Raw genomic sequence first — 6,486 nt, forward strand, 5'->3', positions numbered from 1 at the left:
GGGAGCCAGGTACCGCGTCCCACCCCCTGGCTCCCACTCCTCCCCTACGAAGCCCAGGGCGCCATGATCGCAACACAGGACGACCGTTCCACTCCCGACACCATCGGGCTTGGGGGCACGGCCGCTCCCGATCTCATCGTCCCCCACCAACCCGCCGCACCCGGCGGCCCGCTGGTGATGGCGGCTGAGATGGCGGTGCTTCGTTCGGTGGTCGATCCCGAACAGGCCCTCCACGCCGGCCGCACCGTCCTGACCGCCGCCCAGGCCGTGGGCTGCGTCGACGCCGCGGCGGTCGCGCTCAGAGCGATGGCGCTGGCCGCCCGCGAGCTCGGCGATCTCGAAGCCGCCGAAACCCACCTCCGCCAGGCCATCGACACCCCCGGCATCCCGCGCCAGCGCATGGCCCAGGCACGCCTCTCCCTGGTGACGGTACGCACCGAACGCGGCCATCCCCTGCAGGCGCTCCGGGTCGCCGCCCTGGCCTGGGCCGACCTCTCCCCGCTCGACCGGGCCAAGCTCGACACCCAGCGGGCCGTCGCGCTCGCCCACCTGGGCCGCTACCAGGAGGCCATCGCCTCGTGCGACCGCGCGCTCCAGGTGCTGGTGGTCGCGCCGGGCACCATCGACGACCGCCGCTTCCTGGCCGGTGGCCTGCTCAACCGCGGCCTCGTCCACGCCTACCGGGGCGATTGGGACGCCGCCACCCGCGACATCACCGCCTGCCTGGAGATCTCCCGCCACGCCCGGCTCGACCACCTGGCCCGCCTGGCCGCCGCCAACCTGCCCTTCCTCGCCGTACGCCGGGGCGACATCACCGGCGCCTTCGCCCACTACCGGGCGGCCGAGCACACCCTGTTCGGCTTCCCCGAGCGGCTGGCCACGATGCGGGCCGACTTCGCCGGGGCGCTGCTGGCCGCGCACCTTCCCGGCGAGGCGAGGGCGCTGCTCAGCCTGGCCGTACCCGATCTGGAGTCGTCCGCCGCGCTGGTGGCGCTGGCCGAGGCGCGGCTGAAACTGGCGCAGGTGGAGCTGCTCACCGGCGACGCCCGCCGCGCGCTGGCCGTGGCCGAGCAGGCGGCGGTCGAGCTGGCCGAGCAGGACCGCGTGTCATGGCTGCCGCTGACCAGGGAGGTCGTGCTGCGTGCCCGCCTCGCGCTGGAGGGCTCCTCACCGGAGCTGCTCGACGAGCTGATCGCGTGCGCCGACGACCTCGAGAACGGTTCCGCCCACCTGGCGGGCGCCGCCGCGCTGCGCCTGGTGGCGGCGGAGGCCGCGCTGGCACTCGACGACCATCCGGCGGCGTCGGCGCAGCTGGCCCGCCTCACCGTGCACGCGCGGCGCGGCGAGCGCTGGGTGCCCGCCGGGACCCATCTCACGTCGCTGGCCTCGGAGCTGCAGGCCAGGCACCTCGCGCAGACCTCACAGATCCCGGTGCTGGTACGCCAGCACGCCCTCGCCCTGGAGTCCGCGCTGCAGGAGGACGTCACCCAGGCGTTCCGCGCGGTCCACGACGGGCTGACCGAGATGGGCAGCAGCATGGAGTCGTTCGACGACCCCTCGCTGCGGGCGCACGCGGCGCGGGCCGGTGAGCGGCTGGCGGCGTTCGGGCTGGAGATGGCCGTACGTGACGGGTGTGCCGAGGAGGTGTTCGACTGGGCGGAACGCTGGCGGGCGGTGGCCGCTCCGGCGCACGCCTGCGGGCTGGCCGATCCCGGCGCCGTGCGGGCTGGGCTGGGCGGTGCGGCGCTGGTCGAGTTCGTCATCGACGGCTCCTCGTTGCTGGCCGTACTGATCACCGGCGAACGGCTCGCGCTGCGGCGGCTGGGCGATCTGCGGCCCATCCGTGAGGCGCTCATCCGCCTGCGCTACTCGCTGCGCCGGGCCGGGTTCGGCGATGGCGCCTCCGCCGACGCCCAGGTCGAGCCGGCCGCCGCGGAGCTCGAACGACTGCTGCTCCGGCCGCTCCAGGCCGAGCTCGGCGACCGGCCGCTGATCGTGGTGCCCGCCGGTCCCCTGCACACGGTGCCGTGGACGGCCCTGCCGTGCCTGCGTGATCGTCCGGTGTCCGTGGCCGCCAGCGCGTCCGCCTGGCTGGACGCCGGGCAGCGCGCCGCCGTACCCGCCGAACAGCCCGTGGTGATCGCCGCGGCCGGACCCGGGCTCGCCCACGCGCGCGCGGAGGTCGAACAGGTGCTCGCCTGCCATCCCGGCGCCCGCGAGGTGCCCGCCCGCTCCGGTGCCGTGCTCGCGGCGCTGACCAGCGCCGACGTGCTGCATCTTGCGGCGCACGGGGTGTTCCACGCGCGCAGCCCGCTGCTGTCGGGCATCACGCTGGCCGACGGGCAGCTCATGGCGTACGACCTGCTCGGGCTGTCGCGGACGGCCCGGCTGGTGGTGCTGTCGGCGTGCGACTCGGGGATGGCGCACACGCCGACGGACGGCGCTCCGCTCGGGCTGGCCGGGACGTTCCTGTCCAGGGGTACGGCCTGCGTCGTCGCGGGGATGGTGCCGGTGCGTGACGAGGAGGCGCTGGCCGTGATGACCGCGTTCCACGGTCTGCTGTCCGACGGTCAGTCCCCCGCCTCGGCCCTGGCTTCGGCCTCGGCCAAGACGGGAGCACTCGGCTTCGTCTGCTTCGGCGCGGGCGACCGGGCGTACACCCGGAGACGCGACCGACCCCCGACCCCGTAGCGCTCGCTATGCGGGGGTCGTCTGGTCGGCGCCTATGCGGGGGTCATCTGGTCGGCGCGCCGGTGGTCGGCGCGCCGCTCAGGCAGCGGAGGCTTGGCCCGCCGCGGGCGGGAGGCTCGCGAAGCGGGCTCAGCCTGTGGCGATCGGGCGTGAGGGGTCGGCGATCCACTCGGACCATGAGCCCACGTAGAGTGCCGCGGGCAGGCCCGCCACCTCCAGGGCCAGTACCTCATGCGCGGCGGTGACGCCGGAGCCGCAGTACGCCCCGGCGGGCACACCCTCGCCCACCCCGAGCGCGGCGAACCTGTCGCGCAGCTCGGCCGCAGGACGGAACCGGCCGCCGGGGTCGATGTTCTCCGTGGTCGGCGCGCTCACCGCGCCGGGCACGTGCCCGGCGACGGGGTCGATGGGCTCCACCTCGCCCCGATAACGCTCACCCGCCCGTGCGTCCAGCAGCACCCCCGACGTCGCGAGCGCCCCCGCCTCGGCGGCGCTCAGCAGCGGCATCCCATCCGGCCTGGCGACGAAGTCACCCGGCACCACCTCCGACGTCTCCTTGACGATCGGCAGTGCCGCGTCGGCCCAGGCGGGCAGGCCGCCATCCAGCACCCGGACGTCCTGGTGCCCGAAGTAACGCAGCACCCACCACGCTCGCGCCGCGGCGGTCGACCCCGTGTCGTCGTACACCACCACCGGCCGTCCCCCGGACACGCCCAGCCGCCGCATCGCGCTCTGGAAGTCGTCCGCCTCCGGTAGCGGATGCCGTCCGGCGGTTCCGGCGGGCGCGGCGAGGTCGGCGTTGAGGTCGCAGAAGACGGCGCCCGGCAGGTGCCCCTCGCGGTACAGCTCGATCCCCGGAGGGCCACCGAGCCGCCACCGCACATCGAGCACGGTCACACCGTCCAGTGCGGCGAGTTCCTCGGGGGTGATCAACGGACTCATCGGCCGCTCACCCCAGCGGTGATCAACGAACTCATCGGGTGCTTACCTCCAAGAGCGGTACGTACTGTTCGGCGGTGGTCATCGAGCCGTGATAGCCGGTGAACAGCGCCTCGATCGGATGCGCGCGCGGCGCCGTGATGGCCAGCCCGGTATACGGGACGGCCACGACGTCGCCGATGCGCCCCGCCCATTCCGGCCGCACGCGCGGCCCGAACCAGCCGGACTCGACCGCCTCCCGCCTCGACACCACCCAGGCCTTGCCCGCCAGGATCTCACGCCATGCGTCGAGCACTTCGGAGGCGGCCCCCGGCTCGGCGTACACGTGCCTCGCCCTTGCCTCCCCGCCGAGCATCGCCACCCCCCGGGTCAGCGCGGGCTCGGTCTCGGCGTCGAGCTTCTCGGTCACGTTGACCATGCCGTGGTCGGCGGTGATGTAGAGGGCGGAGCCCGGGGGCAGGTCGGCGGCCAGGCGTTCGGCCATCCGATCCACGATGTCGAGCTGATCCAGCCATTCCTCGCTGCCCCAGCCGGTCATGTGGCCCACCGCGTCGAGGTCGCCGTAGTAGACGGTGACGTGGGCCCGCGGCTCGGCCATCGCCGTACGTACCCTGGCCACCCGCTCGTCAACGGTCTCGGCGGCCAGGTAGCGCACGCCGCGGTAGACCGCCTCGGTCAGCCCGGTCCCCTCGAACTGGGCCGGCGCCACGTAACCCGCCGCGATCCCCGCGGCGGCGGCGCGCTGGTAGACGGTCTCGGCGGGCTGCCATTGGCCCGGTTCCATGAACGCCCCGCCGGGCAGCGTCCACCGCAGGCAGTTGAACAGTTGCCCGGTCCCCGGCACCGCCAGCATCAGCCCCAGCATGCCGTGCTCACCCGGCGGCACACCGGTGCCCAGCGAGCACAGGCTGGTGACGGTGGTGGCGGGGAACCCGGCGGTGAGCGTGGTCTTGGCGGCGGCGGCGAGGAACGGCGCCCGGTCGGCGTGAGCACGCAGCGACTCCGCACCGAGACCGTCCACGATGAACAGGCAGACGCGGTCGGCGGGGGCGAGCTGGAGGAGGTTCGGCTCGTCCATCCCCAGCACCGCCAGCAACGCACTCGGCAACTCCGCCAACGACGCGGTGCCGTAACTGGGAATCAGTGGCGCGTTTCCGCCCATAGCGCTCCATTCCGTTCGTCGCCCGAAATATTCGATCTTGTACGAAGCTCCCGCCGCACACCGCTGATCGCCGCCAAACCCCAGAACCCCAACGATGTTGTACGGCACGGCCAAGTGAGCGCCACTCGCCGTACGTGGCTGAGGGCCTCCAGGAATACGGTCGCTGAACCCGCACGTGGCTGGGCCTCGTTACGTGCGTATTCTTGGCCGTCTTCTTCGCTTGATCGGCTGGGCGCCGCACATATTGCGCGGGACTGTTCGCCGGGAATGATCGGCCCGTGTGCCGGCGCACGAGCACGGTCGCGCGGCCACCACCACAGCAGGGACACCGCCGCACGAGCACGATCACGTGGCCGCCACCACTGAGGCACTCTCACATGAGCACGGTCCCGCAGGCACCGCCGATGGGTCGGTGCCGCGTGAGGTGTCTCCGGTGAGACACCGTAGGGGCTCGCCCCCGCGCCGCCTGGCCAGGAGACCCTGGAAGTGCCGCTTGAGCACAACCCCAAGGACACGGTCGCGTGGACACGACCACAAGGACACCACCGCATGAGCGCCACCGATTGCCACCTCAGAGGAGCACCGGTCTGTCGCAGAGGTGCCCTTGTGGGTGCGATGTCGTGGAGGCGGTGTGTCGAGGTTCGCGTTGTGTGCATGGGTCTTGCCCTGGTGGCACCGAGAGGGTGGGTGCCTGGGAGTGGTCTGTCAGGTTGTGGCGCGGGCGGTGGCTTCCGAGAGGGATTTGGCGAAGGCGAGGACGTGGGTGACCGCTTCGGGGCCGTCGGCTGCCTCACTCACCCGGAGCGAGAGGTCGTCGGCGGTGATGGCGCCCGTGTAGCCGTGGTCGGCCTCGCAGTTCTCGTCACCGCAGGTGGCTGGTTCGAGGTCGACGTGGGAGATCGCTCCCCAGCCGATCGTCAGCGTGGCCTCCGTGGGAGGGACGCCGGGGACGTAGGAGGCGGGGTCGGGGACGACGCGGGTGACCGCGACCGACTGGACGCGGCTCAGGCGTACGGCCTCCGTGGTCGTGGAGGCGTGCGAGGTCGAGACGCCTTCGACCGCCGGGTGTTCGTCGGTGTGGCAGACCAGCAGCCTCGTCGTCGACAGCACTAGGACGGTGACGTGCCTGCGCACTTCCATCGCGGGATCGAAGGTGGCCTCGTGATGGACCACGAACGCGGTCACAGCCTCCTTGCCCAGCGCGGATTCGACCGCATCGGTGACGAGGTCGGGGTAGTAGCCGCTGCGCTCGATCGCTTCACGCAGGCCCGCGGCTGAGACTCGGGTTTCCCTCATGGGTCCATCCTGCCAGGACCGCGCAGTGCACTCACCCACCAGACATAACGCTCTATAACGTCTTTTATCCCGTTATCCAGGTGCAGGGCCGTGTGCAATTACCGGACGCTGCATTGCGCCTCATCAGTGCCGCTGTGCCGACCCCTGGAGTGACAAATGGTGAAATTTCATAGAAATGAGGTTTAGCCAGCCGCCAAGACCCCACCGCCCAGCCGGGGTGCGGGGTGCGGGGTGCGGGGTGCGGGCTGCGGGCTGCGGGCTGCGGGGTGCGGGGTGCGGGGTGCGGGGTGCCGGGTGCGGGGTGCGGGGTGCCGGGTGCGGGGTGCGGGGTGCGGGGTGCGGGGTGCGGGGTGCGGGGTGCGGGGTGCGGGGTGCGGGGTGCGGGGTGCGGGGTGCCG

The 6,486-nt window shown here is 72.7% G+C and carries 5 protein-coding genes; 1 reads left to right on the forward strand and 4 read right to left on the reverse strand.

The genetic code is table 11. From position 1 onward, the window contains the following. Positions 1-63 precede the first annotated feature (63 nt). Complete coding sequence (locus AB0B91_RS04715; protein ID WP_358315535.1) at positions 64-2,691, forward strand: CHAT domain-containing tetratricopeptide repeat protein; 2,628 nt, start codon at positions 64-66, stop codon at positions 2,689-2,691. 129 nt (positions 2,692-2,820) lie between these two features. Here the strand turns inward: AB0B91_RS04715 and AB0B91_RS04720 are convergent, their stop codons facing one another. The 4 genes from AB0B91_RS04720 to AB0B91_RS04735 form a co-directional block, all read right to left on the reverse strand. Beyond that, positions 2,821-3,633 carry a sulfurtransferase gene (locus AB0B91_RS04720; protein WP_358315538.1) on the reverse strand — a complete coding sequence of 271 codons (813 nt, stop codon included), beginning with the start codon at positions 3,631-3,633 and terminating at the stop codon, positions 2,821-2,823. 31 nt (positions 3,634-3,664) lie between these two features. Next, the gene (locus AB0B91_RS04725; protein WP_358315541.1) at positions 3,665-4,792 is read right to left on the reverse strand and encodes an alkaline phosphatase family protein; all 1,128 of its coding nucleotides are present in this window, start codon (positions 4,790-4,792) and stop codon (positions 3,665-3,667) included. A gap of 705 nt (positions 4,793-5,497) precedes the next feature. Beyond that, the gene (locus AB0B91_RS04730; protein ID WP_214635698.1) at positions 5,498-6,088 is read right to left on the reverse strand and encodes a DUF5998 family protein; all 591 of its coding nucleotides are present in this window, start codon (positions 6,086-6,088) and stop codon (positions 5,498-5,500) included. A 182-nt stretch (positions 6,089-6,270) separates the two neighbouring features. Then, the coding region (locus AB0B91_RS04735; RefSeq protein ID WP_358315557.1) for a hypothetical protein at positions 6,271-6,486 on the reverse strand (216 nt) is incomplete at its 5' end.

Origin of the sequence: Nonomuraea sp. NPDC049141 (assembly GCF_040648415.1) — a bacterium.
Taxonomy (GTDB): domain Bacteria; phylum Actinomycetota; class Actinomycetes; order Streptosporangiales; family Streptosporangiaceae; genus Nonomuraea.